This window comes from Pseudomonas sp. WS 5027, assembly GCF_012985695.1.
GTDB lineage: Bacteria > Pseudomonadota > Gammaproteobacteria > Pseudomonadales > Pseudomonadaceae > Aquipseudomonas > Aquipseudomonas hygromyciniae.
Map to the genome: position 1 here is coordinate 21,971 of NZ_JAAQWU010000013.1, position 17,080 is coordinate 39,050.

The following is a 17,080-nucleotide window of genomic DNA, read 5'->3' on the forward strand; positions in this document are numbered from 1 at the left end:
CGCCGACCACTTGTGATCGCTGGGCGTATTGGTGCCAAGGCTTTGCAGCAGGGCTGCTTGGTGATGGCGTATCGATGCCGCTGAATGAGCGCTTCGGGTACTGGGCCCGCGCCGTGCTGAAACGCCTCCATCAAACGGTTCGGTGCGCTGGGACGGGAGGAGGGGGGGAGTGATTCGATATCAGCTTTAAGCGCCTAATCCGATCAACCCCTTCTGGCATCTCAGCCATTGCCAAGGTAAGCACCTAGCTGTTGCACAGGCAGAGATAACGAGCTGGGCGGGGCATCGCTGCGCCTTTGAGATGACGTTCTCACTCCTGGTGCCTGGTGCAGGACATTGAGCAGACCCGTGAAGCGCGCCGCGCTTCCGAGCAGATTGAGCATGCTGAATTCAAAGCGAGATTAGCCACGATGGCAACGGCGATCCGTATCAACCGAATGTGATCTGTAAGGCCTACCTAAGGTTGGCCACGTGCTGGTCAACCGCCGCCCACAATTCGGCGTACCCATGAGCAGCGACGAACCCGCCGAACGGGCAAATCTTTCGCCTGGATACTTCGCACTTCCTGCCCACCTGCATGGTATTGCTGATGCTGCATTCAGAATGGTCGAAGAGGGTGAATGCCCTGACGGCATGCTGAATAAGCTGAAGCGCGAGCTGAACAAGTCACGGCCTCAAGGGGAGTGATCTTCTCGATCCTCGCGCTTACGGATATACCAAATAAGGTAAATTGATTCTTGATAGATTTACCATATAGGGTAATATCTAAATGTCTGGTGCGAATTTCTTAGCACCAAAAATACGGTGCATCGATCATGGTAAAGAACGAGAAAACACGGGTATCACGGGCCAAGATTTCCCACCTCGGCGGGCAAATGGCGCTCTGGAAAGAAGAAGATGGTTCGCTGTACATCGCGCTGGACTTTAACGAGTACACAAAATTTTTTGGCCCTCTGACCGATGCTCAAGTTGCCGCGTATGAGCTATTACGCGAGGTCGATGCAGAGCCTGATGATTGGACGGCGCCTGAACCTCTGGTTGACGTGTCGAAGTTGCCAGCGCGGGTCAAAACCAATGGACGACTGAAAGTTGCGGTAGCAGGGCGCACCTCCTTCTTGCCGCTTCCTGTGGGTACAGAAGTTATGGTCTTTGATTACCATCTCCCCACAGGGCGCGGGCAGCCCCACATGGTGGATTTTAACCTGATCGACGTACCTGGTTCGATCAACAGCACAGCAACGGTAGATTCTTTCGATCTTAAAGGATTGGCGCCGGAACCATCCTCAGCTGCCTGAACGCGAGCATTGCACATGGGGATGTAGGTCGATATCCCATAAAGCCGTGGCACAACAATGCCATTTCTACTCCACTTCGAAGCCATGGATTTAGGCGGGGCGGCATGTCGCATGCCTGACAGAAAAACCATGGAATGACGGAAGAGTAAGTATTCACACCGTCCGACTTTGTGTGCGCCGGTCGTTGCATCCTCAAAGCTGGATAGCCGGTGTCGCCATCCAGCACGTCGAAGCTCGTCGTAGAATTGGTGTTTAACAACAAGCACCTTTAGGGCCAGTGATTGGTAGGATTTATCGTGGTGCGGCCGCTTCTTCTAAGATCTTGTTATATGTCAGGGTTTGCATTGTTTCCGTCTGATGGCGTTGTATTACAAAGCTTGCTTGGCGAATAGGGGTTGTACTTGAAAGATTAAATTCGGCGCCTTCGTCAGGGCCTTCTAAATCAATGGAAATGAAAGCCCCTATACCTGTGCCCTGGTCGTAAGTTGTCAGGCTCCAGTCCGAGCACTCTTCTGCGAGAAGGTGGTTTAGAAGCGCAGCAGGCGGGTATGGCGGCTGCAAGACCTTGAAGTGAACGGCATCGTTGCTCAATCCTGATACAAGGTGGCTGGGTGCCTCAGGCTGCTGAGCAGTGATAGTCGAAATGATGAGGATGTTCACTCTAGCTCCATGTGTAATTACCAGTGCTTTGCAACTTGAATTAATGACGCTAGAAGGTTGCGAGTTGCTTAATACGCAACTTATATGGAACTGACCATTTAGTCCTGCGCTGATTGACTATCCCCTACCTGGTAGCGGTCCCTAAACAATCACTTTTGGCTGTCCCTCATAAAGGGCCTCTGCTGCTATTTTGCAATCAAACTTCGTAAAGCTCTCCTTGGGCGCAAGCACTACTGCTTCCAGATCTGCACGTTCTTGCTCGCGCATGTACTTACGATACAGTTTGCGGTTGCGCAAAATCTCCCAGCTGATCCAGAGGAGCATGAACGTCAGCACGATGAAGGCGTAGGGAATGAGTGAAGCAGGTTCGCCCAGAAGGCCCACTAGCAGCCACAGCCCCCCGACAATGCAAATGATCGCCGCATACCCAGCGGCGAGCACAAACGGGGCGAGAATGAGGCAGGCGAGCGCTCTGGCCAACCGACCCATGAGCGTCCGGGGCAGGCTTTTGCAGAACCGTTTGTACGAATAAATCATTTTGGCACCATTCAGAGGGTAGGTCGTGAGAGGCGTGCGGAGCGCCTGGCGGGCAGCTCGTCATGCTATGTATAATAATATCCTATGATGCGTGCTCGGTACGAGCTGGCAATGCTAGGGCGTGGTTACCGTGCAATAGGGTATGTGGACTGAGGAGGGGGATATCGCTGGGGTGCCGAAAGCCGTCTTCAGCAAACTTTCTCGCCGAGCATCTCAACTGGCAATCCGCAGGATCAATAGGCCGCAACAGAAGCTGCGCTGTCGCGATTTTCCCTTCTGTGTTGCAGCATGCCGTAACAACATACCTTGTTATATCTTGATGCTAACTGAAAATACCCCTGATACGGAGACCTTGGATTATGACGACCCGTCGCGTGCTCACTGATTTCGCGTTGCATATAGGGCCCAGCGAATCCGGCGAAAGCTGCGCCTTATTGCGGCTTGTTGGTGATCCTTGGATTGAGCCTGGGTACGTGAATGCGCGGGGTGTCGGGGATGGTTTCGATGTTGAAATTGTGACGCCAACTCAGCGAATAGTATTGATCGCTGTTACCCCGCGACACGTCCAGATCATTCGTGAACAGGGTCTGTACGTCATTCAGCGCGCATCCGCCCAGCAAGAGCCTGAAGCGTTGCTGTTGGAGTTCCGCATATGCTGAACATCAGCAATTTTCTAGGTAGCGGTGAAACATCACTGTTCTCCAATCGAACTTCGGGGATTGGAAAAGCAGTAGCGGCTCTGGCCATCCCCATGATTGTTGGTGCGCTTACTACAGGATGCACGTCAGCGACTTCCGTTCAAGCCCCAGCATTTTCATTGGCGGGCGCCAGCGCGAACTTGGCGCAGGCAGATGTTTACAGAAGCACAGATGGCAAATCTGCCCTCTATGCGGCGGATGGCACCACCCTTATGTATCAGGCGTTACTCGATCCTGAGATGAAGCGGGTGAACGTGGTGAATTCGACCTCGGCATACCTGAGTGATTTCATGGCTGGAATGTCAGCCGCTGCAAAAGGGATTCCCCTACCACTGGATTTTGGTGGGGTGACTTTAGGTGAGGCTTCGCCTTCTGCATTTGGAAAAAAGGTTGCTGAACATGGCCATCGAAATAGCGGCGTATCGGTCGGTTTTCATGATGAACATGGGCGTTCGAGCTGCTTTGTTGTAAGCGCAGGCATTTCGCGTGGCTTCACCGACGGTGACCAGCCTGCCGAATACATCAACAGCGTTAGGGATCTGTACATTGCCTCAGGGAGTCAGCATGAGGCGTTAACGCTGATACACGAACTCACACACTGCCTGCCCGCAACAGAAATGGTTGTGCCAGAGGGCACCCTTGGGCCTCTCTACAAATCCAGCATAGAAGAAATGCGGTCAGACTTAGCTGTTGTCCTGTATACCGCGTCTAAAACTGGGTCGTTCAAAGGTGGAGTAGACGCGATTGGTGCGTACCGTAGCCCGGTCACCTTGGCCATGACGCACGTCACCACTCAGATGCTCGATGTTGTTCTAGAGAATCTCGACCCAAATAGCTTTGTCGGAATGCCAGTCAATGATGTGATCGCTTCAGCAGTCAAGATTGTTCAAGATCTTGACCCAGGTACTAACGGTCACCTGCGCCTCGCCTTCGCAAAGGAGGCGTTTGCAAACAGAACCCTCGTTCGCCAAGGTTCTGGCGGCGAAATAGTTCGTCAAGGACATGGGGCCTTCACAAGACTCGGAGGCGAGAAATTCGAGGTGAATATTGCTGAAAATGCCAACCGCGTCCTTGAACGATCAATCGACAACGCCCTGCAAAATGCTGAGGCAGTTAGGGCATCAAAAAACTATACCCTGGAACGAGTAGAAGCATATGCAGCGAAGCTGGGTGGGACTCTCAGCCCAGAGCAGGTTCGCAAAGTACAGCTTTTAGATGTGAGCTTTACCCCTACCGCTCCAAAGCTCGGAGCCTATGCGCAGCAGTCCCCTCTTTCTCTCAGCGCGCTTGAAACTGAAGCCAATGCATTCTTATCGCACATGCAGTTTGACGGGCTCATCTCCCCGCATCATCAATCGCATGAGGTTGGACAGCCCCAACTCGCCGACAACGCCTCTGTAGGAGATGGAGCTGGGCATGGACGGAACATGACCAAAAAGTTTGGCCAGATGCTGAAGAACGTAGAAAAGGCAGTCGAGAATATTGCCGACGGTAACGTAAACACACACAGCCCAAGGATGTAGCTCGATGGGAAACCAGTTGATCGATCAGTTGACAAAAGGGCTTGGCTGGCAAAGAGCTTGGACTCTCAGGCTGCGTCTGATGGACTCCAAATGTCGCCTACCGAGGGGCTTCCCAGCGTTCAAGCTGACAGTATCTGTCGAGGGGCCCCATGAAGTGGACTTTGCGATTTCGAATTCTGCCACTTCAGTTGCCAGCATCCGCGACCTGCCCGAGGCAACGCTTGGGCAACTCGGCCTCCGACACGCCGCGCTCGGCGATGCATTCAAACCGGCATATTGTGCTATGGACGACGGCATTGATGGGCCTGGCGGCTGCTGGCACCTGTTTGAAGAGCTTCCCACCTTCGATCCCTTGTGTTTGGAGTGGCAGTCAGAAGGTAACACCTGGGAGATCGGTCTTGATCCCTCTGATGACCTTTGCGACACCCCTGAATTTCAGCGCTGGGTGAAGCCAGGCTTCTCGCTCGTCCGCATCGTTGAAAAGGCGGACATCGGGCCCCGCTACCATCCTCTGGCCATGATGGATCAAGCCACCTGGACGGACGCCAAAGCTGACCCAATCCCGCCAGCTGGCTGGCGCCCATGTTCGCCCGAGCTATTGGAGTCCGGTGTGGATTGTGGGGCGGCTCCTCGATGGTCTGCTGGTCCTATTGGACAGCACTGGCATCCGCCAGTTAGCGAACCTTGTAAGCAGGCAGGTGAAGTGCAATGAATGTTGTTGAGTTCTATAAGGAGTTGGTGCAACACAATTGGTTTTCGAGCTGGTCTGACGCTCCTCAGGTTTACTGGGCTGGCGAGGTGAGCCATGAAGCTTTGCATGAAACGGCGTTGAGCCATGGGCCATCCTTTGCGTGGGTGATGGCCGAATACAAGAAACGGTTGTTCAGCGGCAAGCCGTGGGGCACTGATCCTCTCCCACAGTTGGGTCTTCCAGTGGAGCCCTCGCTGAACGACATGATCGACCTCAGAGGTGACTTCGAGCGTCTAGTGTTTTCTCAAGTCGGCGTCAGTGCGAAACAAATTTTGGATAGGGCACGCTACATGGGGGCGCTTACATTCAACGAGTGCGACATTCCGCGCCTTATAGGAAGTGTTGACGCGTTGCGTGAAGCCTGGGAGGCGGGGCAGCAGGAAGCTATTGCCTTGCACATGGCCCTCAGGCCAGCGGGACGTATGACTCAGCTTCTGGCAGCGCAAAAGGCGTCTAAGGATCGAGTAGATGCAGCAGCTGCCGAGGCGGATGAGGACTGGCAGCACGTTTAACCGCGGGCGCTCGGTATCATCTGCGAGCAGGGGCGGTCACGCCGATGCGAAGATGTAGGGCGACTATACCTATCAGTCGTCATCAGCGTCAGAGAGCGTCTCTACGTGCCGCTCGTAAATAGCCCGAACCATAGGGTCTGTTTCGAGAAGCCCTTCGACCTGCTGATTACCGCCCTGTTCGGTGCCGCTGTGGAACCAGTAGTTGATTTGGTTACTCAAGCATTTGGCGGCCATTGTTTTCGTTGGCGTCTTCAACATTCGTTTCAGATCATCCTGATCTACATAGCCACCGGTCATGTCGTACGCAGACCCTATAGCCCAAAGGTACTGGTGATCCCTATACGCAACATCGTACGCAACCTTGGCCATGCTCGACTCCTATATCTAAGCGTAGATACTCACGTGCTCAATTTGTGGCTGCATTATCGCGCTCAATAGGCCCAGCCTGGATCAAAATCACACCTACCAAAGCACCACAAACAGTCGCATAGGCTAAATGCACGTCAACTTTGCGCGGACAGATTGTCCGCTCGTTCCTGGCAGAACTGTGCTAACCCAGTGCATCGTTCAGCTTTCTCCATATCTCCCTCCAGGCGGGCTTTTTCAGCTTCTTTCCGCTTATTTTCCACCTCTTCAGCAAGGTTGGATTTGAGAATTTCTAGGTAAGTGGATTCGGTAGATGGCTTGTAGAACCTGCTCAAAGCCTGAGCGCGAAGGCTTTCATTTTGAAGAACCTTGAGCCGTCGGTAAAACTGACTCGGGTTGAGGTCGTACTTCTTCCAGGCATCCGTCAGCGGCACGGCATTGACAAGATAGTCGCGCAGAGCCTCGATGATTTCCTTGCCCCGAATGGCAGTACCATCAAGAAGCATTTCGAAGTGCAAATTGCTAACTTTTCCTGGCTTGAGGCCTACTACTTCATCGACCATCTCAATACTCTTCATTTTCGTAAAACCATAAGTTTACCCCGATTGGTAAATTCAGGCACTACACCAACGCTCGGCTTAAAAACAGCGAACTGATACTGGCCCTTCATGACGGAAATCACAGGGCCTCGGACAAGACGCACATCTTGCTCTGCGTAGCTGGCCAGCAGTTCGTCGTCCGTACCCGTCACAACGGTTTCGAGGGTGTAACCGTTAGCGGCTTGCTCAGGTGCGGTGCCAAACGCGCAAATCAAAACCATCTGGGTGTGCCTGCCTAAAAAGTCAACAGACTCAAATTTACCATAAAGAGCTAATTAGCGGATTGTTATTTTACCATCCTTGGTAAATTAATCTTTCCTTCCGAAGGCCTGGTGTTTTGCTGCTCGGCTGATCTTGTGACGCCATAGCCTGGCTATCAAGCGCCGCGTTAATCCGGCTGATGCCACCATCAATTTGGAGCGTGCACTGGGATAAGGGAATTAGAAGCGGGCTGTTAAGCCCGTTTTTTGTACTGATAGGCATCCACTTGGAGTACTGCGCGCACTGCACGGGTGCGAGATGAATCAATCGGTCTGCAAAGCGGATTGGGGGGCGCCACGCTTCTTGCTTGGCTGATTTCTTTCAGGCGACTACGGAGCCAGTTGGCGTCGGATGTGTATGTGGCATTTGGGTTGTTGGCCAGCAGCGCCGATAACTTCGCCCTTAAATCGTCCGTGATGATAACGCGACCGAGAATATGGAAGTCTGTGTGGAGCAGTGTGGCGGCATCGTCGGCGCCCATGGCGGCAAGGTTTGAAGGAATACCCGCACAGAAACGCGCAGTTCCGAAGATATCCTTTGCCGCATCGAGTAGCTGGCCAGCGCTCAGATCACCACACTGAAGCGGAACGATAACCCGAGCACCTGCGGCTATCCAGGTTCCGACCTGCTCTTTGTGCTTTGCCCACAGCTCAAGCGTTGCGGCCTGATCGCCGATCACGTCGGGCGCTACGATGCTGAGCCCTTCCGGCTTGCTGGTCATCATGAGGACGCTTTCGTAGATTTGGAAAACGCGACTCCAGTTCACCGTCTCACCCTTCTGAAAGGCTGCAAAAGCGCCGGAGTCAACAAACACTGCCCCCCCATTATCGAGGTGTCGCGGCAGCGTCAAATACACCTTTGGCAGATCCAGTAAGGTGGCGACTACACCAACAGGTACACCCTCTTCGACGGCTGCGCGCAGGTCTGACTTAGCAGTCATGCCAGAGTGAAATGCCAAGTCCCAAACGAATTCCATACTTGATTCCTTTCTTTCGATGCCAGGGTAGTGGGCTCGAACACCCGAGCCCGCTAAGTTAATTGGAAGAAATCACTTCGCTATTCGAGGTGACCGGCGCTTCCCAGGCGTAATCCCAGTCAGCCGGCTGGATGTCACGAGCCTCGCGGATCGCTATAGCGTCAGCATCAGTTGCGCTCTTTGCTGTCACCTCAAGCACAATGGTGCGAGTAACGGTTTCGGTGACTTTGACTTTGTAGGTGGTTCCCATGCTGACTGCTCTGGCTGCCATTTCAAGAACAATAGTTTACCCAAAAGGGTAAATCGCACAAGTCGTAAATTTACCGTTAGGGGTAAAATATATCTTGTGCTATTTACCGTAAATGGTTAATGATTGGCTTCCGAAGCGAATCACCCGAGGTATTGATGGCAAAGCGAAGCGAGGCCCCCATAAAGATCATTGAAGCGCAGCGCGCATGGTTTACTGAATTCGCCTGCTTCACGGGCGGCGATGCTCACGGGCTTGAAGATTTTGAAGCAGGACTTACCAGTTTTGCCGAAGCAGCGCAGCACAGCCTGGCTTGCTTTCGGCAAGAGTCGCATGACATGGCGAACCGCCTTGAACAGGCCCTTAACCCACTGATCGAATAGGGAAATTCTTGTGGACAAAGCAGCGCCCCCTAAGGCCTACCTGAGGGATCAGGCCACGCAAACCGTGTTTTGGGTTGATCTGGTGTGCGCTATCTGCTCAACGACTACAGCAGCCGAATGAACTGCAGGTCGGGTGAGAATTAAGCAAATGAAGGAACAGGCCGTTAAAGAGGGCTGGTCGTTTGAAGGGAAGCAGGCCTTTTGCACTCAAGACTGCCGCACGCGCTACATCGCGCTATACCCTCCGCCAGTTCCTGAAGCAAAGTAGCCTCGCATTGCGGGGCCTCGTCGGTAGCGGGAAGCGCAGAATAGCGCCCAATAAAATAGTCATTCAAGCAGGCCTCCGGGGATTAAGGGCAATGAAAACCACCAATATGTACACGCTTGCCGCCTTGTTTGCGGTCACCGTCATCAGTGGACTGGGTTACAACGCGTGGATGGATTATCGCGATCAGAAGGCTTATGCCGCAGGAATGGCCTTGCTCGCAGCTCAAGAGGCGAAACCGACAACCCGGCGCACCATCGTTGAAGATGACGTCACGTGGTATGAGAAGTGCGAACAGGGTTTTTGCTTCCAAGCAGCGAACCCAGAGAGCCTTGAGCACCTGCAGGTGCGCAAAGGCGGGGGGAGCGGGGGAGTGCCCGTCACCGACATGGCCGCATTCCGCGAAATGGAAAAGCGCGCTCAGCAAGCCAACTCAGGCCCAAAGGGCCTTTACCAATAACTTGATACGCAAAGAGTGGCCCGGATCTGCCGAGGAAGGGTTCATCAGTACCGACACTCCACACGTACCGTCGAAGTAAGAGGCGCAACTCATGCCCAAGCTCACGAATCACACATTCAGCGTGTCCACTGCTGATGGTCAGCGATACAAGTTTGAAAGCGAAATTCACGTCAGCACAGATGGTGAATTCAGTTGTACGGTGCCTGATTACCTGGTTACAACGCTGGATGCTGTAGGGAAACCTTTCAATCAGCGTCAACCAATTCGGTACACGCGCAGGCTTAAGGTCAACCACAGAGCATACGCACCGTCCAAAGCAGATTTGCTCGTATACGTGAATGCTGCCCATGCCGAGTACTACAAGGCGGAGGAGATCACGGAATTGCTGATCTGCTACGACTGGTTCGCCGAAGTCAGCTATTTTATTCGACCAGATGGCAGCATCTGCGAGAACGGTAGAGCGCCTGGCGCGCAGCATGACGCGGGTGGCAAGTGGGCTGAACACAATGGGCGTGAAGGTACGCGGATCACTGGCAGCGGTGGTCAAGTTGATCATTACTCAGTGGGGGTTTTCGCCGCCGTATACAAGCGTGTCACCTACCGCCGCGCCAGCGGTGACACGGTCACATACGTGCGACTGTACTCGGACTCAGCGATTCCTCAGGAAATGGATTGGGCGCGTCGTCTAGTGGGTTTCTGCGGCCTGAGCCAACCCAAAGAGGCGAAGTTCTTGAAACACATGCCGCTGACTGAAGAGGCCGCAAAGTTCTTCTTCGAGAGCATGCTGGCCATGTGTGAGATTGGCCGTCGCTTCAAGAACTTCTTCGGCGATGAGGCAAACGTACTCGCTGCAATTGAAGGGCGCGGCCCGTCACTTCTCAGCGGGGCATCGAGCACAACACAACCTGACTTGCTCACGAACTGAAAATGCTGCCTCAGAAGCTGGTAGGCAGTACCTGGTTTGTTTCTACGCTGCGCAGCGACCGAAACTAAAGCCCGAGAAACAGATCGGGTCAGACAAGACCGCGAGCCTGTAAAGCCAATAGCGGATGAAACCTGCGTGGCTTACTGCTCAGTAGATACCTGGTCGGCAAACTTTGCCGCATGTTCGAACAGGCCTGGGCCACGAGTGTTATATGCCCACGAAAAAAAACCTGCGGCGCCGATCATCAGAGCGAGGGATACAGCACGCAAAGCTTTCTTCTGCTGGGGGCAACGGCGGCTACGAATGGCAGCGAGCATGGCCAGGGCAATCAGCACAGCGATGACAACGCCAGTTACGAACGGGTGTGCCTGGGTAAATCGCAGACCAATGATTGCATCTATTGGGAGCATGTTTTTAAGTCCTTTTCTTCGATGGAGTGGACGCCAGAGGGACATCCTTCTAAGCATTTAGCCCAACGTTTAACGGCTGGGCTTTTGGTATACCTGGGCGGCAGATCCGCAGTGTATTCCGCGTTACCTGGGTGACTGGGCCAGCGCTCGATCTCTAGCCCAAACCAGTGCGGCAAAGGCCAACCAAAGGGCGGCAACTACCGCTGCGCGCATGTTCAAGTCAGACGGTAGACCTCGCGCCCAACTGATCAACAAAATCATGGCTGCCGAGCCAAGGCCTACAAACATGATCGCTTGCCAACTGCGGTTGGGCAGCCAGCGCCAATACCATCTGTTCGCTACGGCCAATCGCGCAGATTTGATCTGCGCTTTACGCTGTTTGCGTGGGTTGCTCATGGCTTTCCGTTCACTCATCGTCTGCGACAAAAACCTTGCCGTCGCCATGGCACCAAGGGCAATGTAAATCAGGAGTATTGGCCTCTTGCCCCACGAACCGAATGGCTCCTGTTCCCTCACATTCAGGACATTTTTGATTGCTGCCCTTCAGGGCGGCGATCCATTCGTCTTTGACTTCTTCGCCCAGTTTCTGCCGCTCCTTGCTTGTGAGAAACGCTGCCTTCAATCTTGTGAGGCCGGTCGCCTCGATGGTGACGCGATCTCCATGACCGTAGGCTGGCAGCCCCACCTGCACATTACCCGCTTCGTATGCCTTTTTAACGCTTTGATAGAACATGGCTCTACTTTTCCTTTACGTCCGGGCTTCGGCGTGGAGGCCCTTGAAGGCCATGTTAAAGACAGCTGCCATACCCACAGAACCCACACCAAAAATCCAGTCGATCGCGAATGCTCTTTGTATGGTCAGGCAACTTACAGCCGATCCAGCCGAAAAAATAACCAACAGGTTGAGAGTCGTAAAAAACGTGGATCTTGGTTTCATCGACAGCATTCCGAATTGTTCACGGGCGCAAATCACACCCGCCTCTACGGCCCCGGCCCAGCGTTTTACGGCTGGGCTTGTGGTGTACCTGGTGCGTTCGCCTTTAACTGTTTGTGTTTCGTTTATGCCGCCAATTCAACAAGCGGGATACGGTTCATGTGCATGGTGTAGCCGGTGCGCTGCTCCATTTCGACGTACTGGCTGAACAGCTCTGGGCGAGCAACACGACCGTTCTTTAGGTCTGCCCTGGACGCCATTATGCAAAACACGCAACTCAGACGATCATTGCCCAACGCATAGGCGTAGTGGGGCTCCTGGCCAGCCATTGCGATGGCTTCAAATACCTCAGTCGCGCCCATGTCATGAACAGGAAGCCATTCGAACCATGTATGTACTGAGTTGCTTATCGCCATGCGGCTGAATGCGGAACGCTTGGCACGCCCCGGCGATTCCTGGGCCCGCAACCCCAAGCAGTTCACGATGGTCTTGAATCCATTAGCCTTTGCATAGCGTCTTACTTCGCGCTGAATCGGGCCGCGCTTCAAATCACTGGTGCACTGGCGAGTTGAGGCTGATGGCCAACTTGGCACTTCCGGGCGACTTTGAAACCGGCGCTCGACCATTTCCAACAGTGTCTTTGCTGCTGTAGCCACAATAAATGGAAGTTTAGCTTCAGCAGCTTGATCACGTGCTAGCTCCATCGCGCCCGGCCACTCCATCGCCCCAAGCGAGGCATGAACTACAACAAGTTGCGAAGCAGGGACTCGCTCCAGTAAGCGGATCAGTTGCACTTGGGAATCTTTCCCGCCCGAGTGATTCGCTACAAACAGAGCGCCCCCCTCGATCAGCTGATCAACCTCATCTTCCCAAGGCGCGCGATTACCCGTTTCATTGCCAAACAGCATCTTCAACTGGCGACTCATGACGATTTCCTAAGCGTTGAGAGCGGAACTAACCAGCTCGCGAGCGTGCGCGGCATCGGATGCGTACCCCTCACTGACCAGCCAGTCGCAGGTATGGGTCACCGCCGAACTCTTCACTGCGGCCTTAATTGTGGCAATCAGCCGCTTATTGAGCCCGCCAGGCTGAACGATTTTGGTTTTAGATGCCATGGTTCGCATTCCTATTTAACTTCTGCAAAATGCCACTGAACAAAATCGAACGCAGCTTGCTTCGCCTCTGCTTCGATTTGTTCCTGGGTTGCGTCGTCTGGCACCTCGAATTCGAATTCGACTTCGGAGCCCTCTACGTCGGTTTTAATGGTGCCGTTGAAAGTACGCATGAGAGGAATCCTTGAACTGGTTAAAAGGCCCGGCGAACCGAGCAAGTTGATCAGGCTGCGAGCAGCTTTGGCACTTCGCGCATAGCAATCAGCACCAGGTCACTGAAGTAACGGGCGGTTCTGCCCTCCGGATCGGCGACGATGGCATCCATGATGACATTTGGTTCAACGCCTGCTTTCTTTGCCATCAGGCTTAAGGCTTCCAGTGCAGCCAATGTTGCAATGCTGGCTCTCAGCTCAAGGTTCATAGATGGCATCCTCAGTGATTGGTTTCAATGACAGTATTTTACCTTATATGGTAAGTCGATCAAGCATTATCTTTTACCTTTTAAGATAAATATCGTTTAACTCATCGGCACACATATCTACCTGGCGGAAAACGTCAAGACACCACCAAGGCTGGCTCAAGTCGACGCCGCGTTACGTCCAAGCATCGCAAGCCGCCCAATGCTTACTGAGCGCCGCAGCACGCACAGATGCACGCCATAAGAAGCTTGTAATGTCGAGGTTCAGCCCGAGCGACCTTAACCACAAATAACCACCTGGCCACCAATGAACACTTCCCCCCCCGTAGGGTCACGGCCAGCATGTAAAATAGTCCATCCTCCCAAGTGGAGGAACGAATTGAACAGCTGTCCCGCCCCCTGCGGGGGCTACCTGTACTATCCGACCCACCGCGCACAACCACAAACCGCAGCTGCACGCACCATCCAAACTGAGGAATGCCGCCCCTTCAGGGCGATGACTTTTTACCTGGTCAAACCCGCACCACCGCGCAGCGGCCTCCCGCCGCAACAACTCCTGCAGAGACTATCCCACCGGATAAGCTTTTCCCTGCGGGCTCGCCCGCACAAGCGCATTGCGCTGCTAGGCGCAACCCCGAAGGGGAGCACTCTCAAGTGAGACTGGATGGTTTGGACTGGGGCGGGGCGCGTGCTACTTGAGTTCCCGCTATGAAGCTTTTAAACGTCAACGCTAGTAGCTTCACTGCGCTTTCGCTAAAGACCTACATGGGTCAACTTAAAAGCGCTGACTCGAAACAAATGCGTCAACTGGAATGTGAGTTGACCTGGTAGGTAGGTGACCCAGAAGGAGCGTTGACGTAGAAGCATTCGCTAACGCTCACTAAGTTAACCCAAAGAAGGAGCACGGTAACGCGGTGAATCCTCGGCTTCTCTGTTCTGCGTAATCGCTTGACCAGCAACCGGATAACGCACGACGGAAAACCACAACGTGCGGTTATTCGTTGTCACACTGTTAGGGCAACGCTCACCCATACCGCCCCAGTATTGCTCAACGAAGTCATTGCCGTAGGTTTCTACTGCCTGCGCTTTTGTCAGTACGTCATCCTTGAAAGGATGATCGTTGCCGATCTGTTCCAGAACTCTGAAACGAGTCTCATAGAGTCGATCATCCAGTAAGTCATGCTTAGGATCTGGATGAATCTTGCTATTGAAGGTCGGCAACGCGTCAAAGCGTACACGGTTGGCCATCGCTTCACGCGCTACCTTTTCAGACATAGCAGTCAACGAATCCATCATCTGCAGCAGTTTCTCACCAGCACCTGGGCCGTCACCAATGAAGATCGACATGTTGTCCAGGACGTGATCCAACACAATGTCGCGCAAACGCTCGCTGTTAAAGGGAGCGCTTGATGCTTTTTCGTTAACGCTATCCATTTCGCTGGCCATGACACATTCCGGTTAGCAGATATTTACAATGTACAATATCATAAGACGATGCATGCTTAAGGCGCTACCGCTGTACAAAGGCTGTCCCGTATCAGCGCAAACGCGAAAGCCACACAGCGTCACCGCAATAAAACGCTTTTAAGTCAACGCTTTAAAAGCTTCAAAGCGTTAACGATGAAGCAGCCACGCGCAGCTACCCGCTGGTACAGCCAAATGGTTTGGCTCCAGCACCCCAGTGAAAGTTACAGGGCGTCCAAAGGCCGCCTGCGGCGGGGAAGGGGAAAAGCAGCGGTGTGACGGGAGGACGTGCCACTCAAGGGGTGCGCGGAGTCCAGTCAGCCCCCGAAGGGGGCGGGGCGGTCCTGAGTGAGGAGGGTCACCTGGGAGGATGGTCTAATTTTAGGAGTCATCTGTGTCTGATTTCAAAGAGTACGAACTTCGCCCGCTGCGCATGGGGCAAGTCTGCGTCACCCGTAACGCGGGCGACGGCTACAGTGCGTTTCGTGCAGTGCCGGAAGGTCACCACGGCTTGCGCTGGGAACCCCTCAATCCTGAATCCATCGGCACCAAAGCAGCCATCAATGGTTACTGCGCCTGGCTGACGCACAGCGCTGAAGCGGCGTGGCATCCAGAGTGCGCGGTGAGCCAGCGCCAGATTGCACAGTTGGTGGCTCATCGCTCCAGCATGCTGGCGCTGTCGCCCAACACACCGCTGATCAAGATCGCCACGCTTTCAGTTACCAACGTGCTGCGCGCAGTCATGGGCGACAACATTGCGGTGTCCATGTCGGAGCTGACTCGCTTGGGCCTCGACATCGGCACCAGCCGCAACCGCCTGGCACTTCAAACGGTCATCAACCTCGCCGAGAAAACCGGGTGCGAGCACCTGCTCGATGCGCTAGACATTCATCCGCATGCGCTCGAAGGCTTCTTCAACGCCGTCCGCTGGATCGATGAGCGCTCAACGCCGCTTTTCCTGGTGGAACTGGCGCGTTTGGTGGCCACCAACGAGCTGGCTCGCGATTTGGCCTCCCAAACCAAGGCCACGGTGCCAACGCTGGCGCCGAATTCGATGACCCCGTCGATGGCCCTGGAAGCGTAAGGAGCGATGGCATGAAAATGAGTTACCTGGTGGAAGTCAGTGCCAAGTACAGCGAACGGGCCGATTTCCAGCAGCTGATCAAGCCCGTGTTTGTGGGCGAAGAAGAGCTGCAAAAACTGCTCAAAGAATTCCGTGTGGTCAACGGTACTAGCGTCACGATCAACGGTATGCACTCGTTCTACTCCGAAGAGCAGCGCTACCCGTTCCACCGCCTGCTAATCCTCGAAAGCGAGTCCAACTTCGGCCAACAGGAAGCGGTCGATAAACTGCTCGTCAATCTCTGTTCATTCGTGCACTACGCGGGCACACCGCCCTGCGTGGTGCCTGAACTCACTGCAAATTCATAGGAACTCTCTCAATGCGTCAGCCAATTGTCCTGCAAGTCCAAGGCCTCGGTATCCCAGTCGTGATCAGCGATGCCTCTGCTAAAACCGAGCTGCGCTGGTCTTCCGATCCGGACATCAAAGCTGACGCCCCCGCGTACCTGTTCCACGACTCGACAGAGATCCACCAGTTTTTGACCTTCGCCGTGGATAAGCGCTTCATCAACGAGAACCTGCTGTTGCCAATCCGCGTGGACGCGCCCCATGGCGCCACCGCGCTAGCTCGGGTCGAGGCTGAAGCGCAAGGCGTGGACGCACAGAACTGGGATCTGGTACGAGTCGGCCTGATCATCAACGGCAACTCGAACAAGGGCCCCGTCAGCGATGCCTTGGAGTGGGTCGGTGATCGTGAAGAGTATGCAGACAGCAGGCACATGCTTGAGGCGTATCAGCACGCTAAGCACCGTGGCATCACCAATCCGATCATCGTCACTCATAACGAGGCCCACCAGACTTTGGCGGCGGCGGAGTTCATGACGGTGTTTCACCACAGCATTAAACCGCAACTGATGAATGCTCATCAGGTTCTGGATCGGATCACGAGTGAGTTGCTTGCCCTCGACGTGGACGGGATCAACCCTGATCGCGCCGTCAACATTCTCAAGCAAGTCAGAGACGCCCTGGGTGATGCCCACGAGCAGGACAACGTCATGCGCATGAGCCTGGGCATGGAAACCAAACCTTTAGCGGACTTACCTGATCAGACGCCCAAGCCCCAGCCGTCGGAAACCGAAGCATCGGTTAACGCGCCAGCGATTGAGCCTGAGCCGAGTCCTGACTTTTTTCGTAGCCCTCGCATGGGGTAATCAACGGAGTG

Annotated in this window: 26 protein-coding genes; 12 read left to right on the plus strand and 14 right to left on the minus strand. The window is 54.2% G+C overall.

The genetic code is table 11. The features are described from left to right. Positions 1–471 precede the first annotated feature (471 nt). Positions 472–687, plus strand: a complete 216-nt coding sequence (locus HBO09_RS16770; protein WP_169995661.1) for a hypothetical protein — start codon at positions 472–474, stop codon at positions 685–687. Positions 688–815: 128 nt separating this feature from the next. Further along, positions 816–1,295 (plus strand): hypothetical protein, encoded by a 480-nt coding sequence (locus tag HBO09_RS16775; protein WP_169995659.1) that lies wholly within the window; start codon positions 816–818, stop codon positions 1,293–1,295. 291 nt (positions 1,296–1,586) lie between these two features. Here the strand turns inward: HBO09_RS16775 and HBO09_RS16780 are convergent, their stop codons facing one another. Then, entirely contained in the window at positions 1,587–1,955 is a 369-nt protein-coding gene (locus HBO09_RS16780; protein ID WP_169995658.1) for a hypothetical protein, read from the minus strand. Between the two features lie 141 nt (positions 1,956–2,096). Continuing rightward, positions 2,097–2,492, minus strand: coding sequence for a hypothetical protein (locus HBO09_RS16785; protein ID WP_169995656.1), 396 nt, complete (start codon positions 2,490–2,492; stop codon positions 2,097–2,099). Positions 2,493–2,851: 359 nt separating this feature from the next. Here HBO09_RS16785 and HBO09_RS16790 point away from each other — a divergent pair, with 359 nt between their 5' ends. Genes HBO09_RS16790 through HBO09_RS16805 form a run of 4 tightly spaced genes read left to right on the plus strand, consistent with a single transcriptional unit; the run spans position 2,852 to position 5,976 of the window. Continuing rightward, on the plus strand, positions 2,852–3,151 hold the full coding sequence (locus HBO09_RS16790; RefSeq protein ID WP_169995654.1) for a hypothetical protein: 300 nt from the start codon (positions 2,852–2,854) through the stop codon (positions 3,149–3,151). Then, positions 3,145–4,713 carry a hypothetical protein gene (locus HBO09_RS16795; protein WP_169995653.1) on the plus strand — a complete coding sequence of 523 codons (1,569 nt, stop codon included), beginning with the start codon at positions 3,145–3,147 and terminating at the stop codon, positions 4,711–4,713. The genes HBO09_RS16790 and HBO09_RS16795 overlap by 7 nt, the downstream gene beginning before the upstream one ends. 4 nt (positions 4,714–4,717) lie before the next feature. Continuing rightward, positions 4,718–5,425 (plus strand): hypothetical protein, encoded by a 708-nt coding sequence (locus HBO09_RS16800; RefSeq protein WP_170060923.1) that lies wholly within the window; start codon positions 4,718–4,720, stop codon positions 5,423–5,425. Further along, on the plus strand, positions 5,422–5,976 hold the full coding sequence (locus HBO09_RS16805; protein WP_169995649.1) for a hypothetical protein: 555 nt from the start codon (positions 5,422–5,424) through the stop codon (positions 5,974–5,976). Before HBO09_RS16800 ends, HBO09_RS16805 begins: the two co-directional genes overlap by 4 nt. Positions 5,977–6,048: 72 nt before the next feature. Here HBO09_RS16805 and HBO09_RS16810 read toward each other — a convergent pair whose 3' ends face one another. The 5 genes from HBO09_RS16810 to HBO09_RS16830 form a co-directional block, all read right to left on the minus strand. Then, positions 6,049–6,345 (minus strand): hypothetical protein, encoded by a 297-nt coding sequence (locus HBO09_RS16810; RefSeq protein ID WP_169995647.1) that lies wholly within the window; start codon positions 6,343–6,345, stop codon positions 6,049–6,051. Positions 6,346–6,479: 134 nt separating this feature from the next. Next, entirely contained in the window at positions 6,480–6,905 is a 426-nt protein-coding gene (locus HBO09_RS16815; RefSeq protein ID WP_169995645.1) for a PapB/FocB family fimbrial expression transcriptional regulator, read from the minus strand. Between the two features lie 11 nt (positions 6,906–6,916). Further along, positions 6,917–7,162: a hypothetical protein gene (locus HBO09_RS16820; protein ID WP_169995643.1), complete on the minus strand. Its 246-nt coding sequence runs from the start codon at positions 7,160–7,162 to the stop codon at positions 6,917–6,919. Between the two features lie 233 nt (positions 7,163–7,395). Then, a complete protein-coding gene (locus HBO09_RS16825) occupies positions 7,396–8,178 on the minus strand; it encodes a hypothetical protein (protein ID WP_262381257.1) in 783 nt (260 codons plus the stop codon). 58 nt (positions 8,179–8,236) lie between these two features. Continuing rightward, positions 8,237–8,428, minus strand: coding sequence for a hypothetical protein (locus tag HBO09_RS16830; protein ID WP_169995641.1), 192 nt, complete (start codon positions 8,426–8,428; stop codon positions 8,237–8,239). A 155-nt stretch (positions 8,429–8,583) separates the two neighbouring features. On the opposite strand from HBO09_RS16830, the gene HBO09_RS16835 reads away from it, so the two are divergent. The 3 genes from HBO09_RS16835 to HBO09_RS16845 all read left to right on the plus strand — a co-directional run bounded on the left by HBO09_RS16835 (position 8,584) and on the right by HBO09_RS16845 (position 10,458). After that, complete coding sequence (locus HBO09_RS16835; protein WP_169995639.1) at positions 8,584–8,808, plus strand: hypothetical protein; 225 nt, start codon at positions 8,584–8,586, stop codon at positions 8,806–8,808. Between the two features lie 359 nt (positions 8,809–9,167). Beyond that, positions 9,168–9,533 (plus strand): hypothetical protein, encoded by a 366-nt coding sequence (locus HBO09_RS16840; protein ID WP_169995637.1) that lies wholly within the window; start codon positions 9,168–9,170, stop codon positions 9,531–9,533. 91 nt (positions 9,534–9,624) lie between these two features. Continuing rightward, the gene (locus tag HBO09_RS16845) at positions 9,625–10,458 is read left to right on the plus strand and encodes a hypothetical protein (protein WP_169995635.1); all 834 of its coding nucleotides are present in this window, start codon (positions 9,625–9,627) and stop codon (positions 10,456–10,458) included. Positions 10,459–10,598: 140 nt separating this feature from the next. Here the strand turns inward: HBO09_RS16845 and HBO09_RS16850 are convergent, their stop codons facing one another. The 7 genes from HBO09_RS16850 to HBO09_RS16880 form a co-directional block, all read right to left on the minus strand. Then, positions 10,599–10,868, minus strand: coding sequence for a hypothetical protein (locus HBO09_RS16850; RefSeq protein WP_170060924.1), 270 nt, complete (start codon positions 10,866–10,868; stop codon positions 10,599–10,601). A 406-nt stretch (positions 10,869–11,274) separates the two neighbouring features. Further along, positions 11,275–11,601: a hypothetical protein gene (locus tag HBO09_RS16855; RefSeq protein ID WP_169995631.1), complete on the minus strand. Its 327-nt coding sequence runs from the start codon at positions 11,599–11,601 to the stop codon at positions 11,275–11,277. Between the two features lie 326 nt (positions 11,602–11,927). Next, positions 11,928–12,728 carry a phosphoadenosine phosphosulfate reductase family protein gene (locus tag HBO09_RS16860; protein ID WP_262381258.1) on the minus strand — a complete coding sequence of 267 codons (801 nt, stop codon included), beginning with the start codon at positions 12,726–12,728 and terminating at the stop codon, positions 11,928–11,930. Positions 12,729–12,737: 9 nt separating this feature from the next. After that, a complete protein-coding gene (locus HBO09_RS16865) occupies positions 12,738–12,917 on the minus strand; it encodes a hypothetical protein (RefSeq protein WP_169995629.1) in 180 nt (59 codons plus the stop codon). Positions 12,918–12,928: 11 nt separating this feature from the next. After that, positions 12,929–13,087: a hypothetical protein gene (locus HBO09_RS16870; protein ID WP_169995626.1), complete on the minus strand. Its 159-nt coding sequence runs from the start codon at positions 13,085–13,087 to the stop codon at positions 12,929–12,931. Between the two features lie 50 nt (positions 13,088–13,137). Further along, a complete protein-coding gene (locus HBO09_RS16875) occupies positions 13,138–13,335 on the minus strand; it encodes a hypothetical protein (protein ID WP_222933921.1) in 198 nt (65 codons plus the stop codon). A gap of 882 nt (positions 13,336–14,217) precedes the next feature. After that, the gene (locus HBO09_RS16880) at positions 14,218–14,778 is read right to left on the minus strand and encodes a hypothetical protein (RefSeq protein ID WP_169995621.1); all 561 of its coding nucleotides are present in this window, start codon (positions 14,776–14,778) and stop codon (positions 14,218–14,220) included. Between the two features lie 412 nt (positions 14,779–15,190). Between HBO09_RS16880 and HBO09_RS16885 the strand changes: the two genes are divergently transcribed. From HBO09_RS16885 to HBO09_RS16895, 3 genes are read left to right on the plus strand one after another with little or no spacing between them, the layout of a single operon-like run. Continuing rightward, a complete protein-coding gene (locus HBO09_RS16885) occupies positions 15,191–15,880 on the plus strand; it encodes a hypothetical protein (RefSeq protein WP_169995619.1) in 690 nt (229 codons plus the stop codon). A gap of 11 nt (positions 15,881–15,891) precedes the next feature. Then, positions 15,892–16,227 (plus strand): hypothetical protein, encoded by a 336-nt coding sequence (locus HBO09_RS16890; protein WP_169995616.1) that lies wholly within the window; start codon positions 15,892–15,894, stop codon positions 16,225–16,227. 11 nt (positions 16,228–16,238) lie between these two features. Next, the gene (locus tag HBO09_RS16895; protein ID WP_169995614.1) at positions 16,239–17,069 is read left to right on the plus strand and encodes a hypothetical protein; all 831 of its coding nucleotides are present in this window, start codon (positions 16,239–16,241) and stop codon (positions 17,067–17,069) included. The last annotated feature ends 11 nt before the right edge of the window (positions 17,070–17,080 follow it).

What these genes read in the sequence shown, in the direction of transcription:
- HBO09_RS16845 (WP_169995635.1), top strand. Translation starts at nt 9,625, where the DNA reads ATGCCCAAGCTCACGAATCACACATTCAGCGTGTCCACTGCTGATGGT.
- HBO09_RS16875 (WP_222933921.1), bottom strand. Translation starts at nt 13,335, where the DNA reads ATGAACCTTGAGCTGAGAGCCAGCATTGCAACATTGGCTGCACTGGAA.
- HBO09_RS16865 (WP_169995629.1), bottom strand. Translation starts at nt 12,917, where the DNA reads ATGGCATCTAAAACCAAAATCGTTCAGCCTGGCGGGCTCAATAAGCGG.
- HBO09_RS16890 (WP_169995616.1), top strand. Translation starts at nt 15,892, where the DNA reads ATGAAAATGAGTTACCTGGTGGAAGTCAGTGCCAAGTACAGCGAACGG.
- HBO09_RS16820 (WP_169995643.1), bottom strand. Translation starts at nt 7,162, where the DNA reads ATGGTTTTGATTTGCGCGTTTGGCACCGCACCTGAGCAAGCCGCTAAC.
- HBO09_RS16835 (WP_169995639.1), top strand. Translation starts at nt 8,584, where the DNA reads ATGGCAAAGCGAAGCGAGGCCCCCATAAAGATCATTGAAGCGCAGCGC.
- HBO09_RS16815 (WP_169995645.1), bottom strand. Translation starts at nt 6,905, where the DNA reads ATGGTCGATGAAGTAGTAGGCCTCAAGCCAGGAAAAGTTAGCAATTTG.
- HBO09_RS16850 (WP_170060924.1), bottom strand. Translation starts at nt 10,868, where the DNA reads ATGCTCCCAATAGATGCAATCATTGGTCTGCGATTTACCCAGGCACAC.
- HBO09_RS16775 (WP_169995659.1), top strand. Translation starts at nt 816, where the DNA reads ATGGTAAAGAACGAGAAAACACGGGTATCACGGGCCAAGATTTCCCAC.
- HBO09_RS16870 (WP_169995626.1), bottom strand. Translation starts at nt 13,087, where the DNA reads ATGCGTACTTTCAACGGCACCATTAAAACCGACGTAGAGGGCTCCGAA.
- HBO09_RS16830 (WP_169995641.1), bottom strand. Translation starts at nt 8,428, where the DNA reads ATGGGAACCACCTACAAAGTCAAAGTCACCGAAACCGTTACTCGCACC.
- HBO09_RS16810 (WP_169995647.1), bottom strand. Translation starts at nt 6,345, where the DNA reads ATGGCCAAGGTTGCGTACGATGTTGCGTATAGGGATCACCAGTACCTT.
- HBO09_RS16795 (WP_169995653.1), top strand. Translation starts at nt 3,145, where the DNA reads ATGCTGAACATCAGCAATTTTCTAGGTAGCGGTGAAACATCACTGTTC.
- HBO09_RS16855 (WP_169995631.1), bottom strand. Translation starts at nt 11,601, where the DNA reads ATGTTCTATCAAAGCGTTAAAAAGGCATACGAAGCGGGTAATGTGCAG.
- HBO09_RS16840 (WP_169995637.1), top strand. Translation starts at nt 9,168, where the DNA reads ATGAAAACCACCAATATGTACACGCTTGCCGCCTTGTTTGCGGTCACC.
- HBO09_RS16785 (WP_169995656.1), bottom strand. Translation starts at nt 2,492, where the DNA reads ATGATTTATTCGTACAAACGGTTCTGCAAAAGCCTGCCCCGGACGCTC.
- HBO09_RS16800 (WP_170060923.1), top strand. Translation starts at nt 4,718, where the DNA reads ATGGGAAACCAGTTGATCGATCAGTTGACAAAAGGGCTTGGCTGGCAA.
- HBO09_RS16825 (WP_262381257.1), bottom strand. Translation starts at nt 8,178, where the DNA reads ATGGAATTCGTTTGGGACTTGGCATTTCACTCTGGCATGACTGCTAAG.
- HBO09_RS16805 (WP_169995649.1), top strand. Translation starts at nt 5,422, where the DNA reads ATGAATGTTGTTGAGTTCTATAAGGAGTTGGTGCAACACAATTGGTTT.
- HBO09_RS16860 (WP_262381258.1), bottom strand. Translation starts at nt 12,728, where the DNA reads ATGAGTCGCCAGTTGAAGATGCTGTTTGGCAATGAAACGGGTAATCGC.
- HBO09_RS16895 (WP_169995614.1), top strand. Translation starts at nt 16,239, where the DNA reads ATGCGTCAGCCAATTGTCCTGCAAGTCCAAGGCCTCGGTATCCCAGTC.
- HBO09_RS16880 (WP_169995621.1), bottom strand. Translation starts at nt 14,778, where the DNA reads ATGGCCAGCGAAATGGATAGCGTTAACGAAAAAGCATCAAGCGCTCCC.
- HBO09_RS16790 (WP_169995654.1), top strand. Translation starts at nt 2,852, where the DNA reads ATGACGACCCGTCGCGTGCTCACTGATTTCGCGTTGCATATAGGGCCC.